The sequence below is a fragment of the Burkholderia sp. Tr-862 genome (genome assembly GCF_011753085.1).
Lineage (GTDB): Bacteria > Pseudomonadota > Gammaproteobacteria > Burkholderiales > Burkholderiaceae > Burkholderia > Burkholderia ambifaria.
In genome coordinates this window covers 1-746 of record NZ_VWWG01000414.1, presented here as the reverse complement: position 1 = coordinate 746, position 746 = coordinate 1, and the positions used below count along the sequence as shown (strand labels likewise).

The following is a 746-nucleotide window of genomic DNA, read 5'->3' as shown; positions in this document are numbered from 1 at the left end:
GGCTGCCCCCGTCAGCGCGCCCGCTGCCGCCCGCCCCGAGCCCGTCGCCTCGCCCGCGCCGGCGCCGCGCGGCGGCTTCTTCCTGCCGGATGCGCGCAGCAATCCCGATCACATCCGCTATGCGCTGAAGACGACCGCCGCGGCCGTCTTCTGCTATCTGCTGTATTCGCAGCTCGACTGGTCGGGCATCCATACGTGCGTCGTCACCTGCTACATCGTGTCGCTCGGCTCGACCGCCGCGACGGTCGAGAAGCTCACGCTGCGGATCGTCGGCTGCATCGTCGGCGCGCTGCTCGGCACCGCGGCGCTCGTGTTCGTCGTGCCGGCGCTCTCGTCGATCGGTCAGCTGATGGCGCTGGTGTTCGCCGGCGCGTGGCTGTCCGCGTGGGTCGCGTTCGGCTCGCCGCGCATCGGGTACGCGGGCTTCCAGATCGCGTTCGCGTTTTTCCTGTGCGTGATCCAGGGCGCCGGCCCCGGCTTCGACCTGACCATCGCGCGCGATCGCACGATCGGCATCCTGCTCGGCAACGTCGTCGTGTATCTCGTATTCACGCGCATCTGGCCCGTCAGCATCGGCAAGCAGATCGACGTCGCGCTCGCCGCGCTGCTCGAGCAGTGGCGCCGCGTCGCGCAGATCGCGCAGCCGGCCGAACGCCGCACGCTCGCCGCCGAAGCCTTCGCGCGCCACGGCGCGATCGCGCAGGAGCTCGGCCTCGTCCACTACGAACCGTCGTGGGTAAGCCCCA

General features: G+C 70.8%; 1 protein-coding gene. It reads left to right on the top strand.

The genetic code is table 11. From position 1 onward, the window contains the following. Positions 1-746, top strand: a 746-nt coding sequence (locus F3J14_RS35220; protein WP_211080439.1) for an FUSC family protein, incomplete at both ends; no start/stop codon positions are given.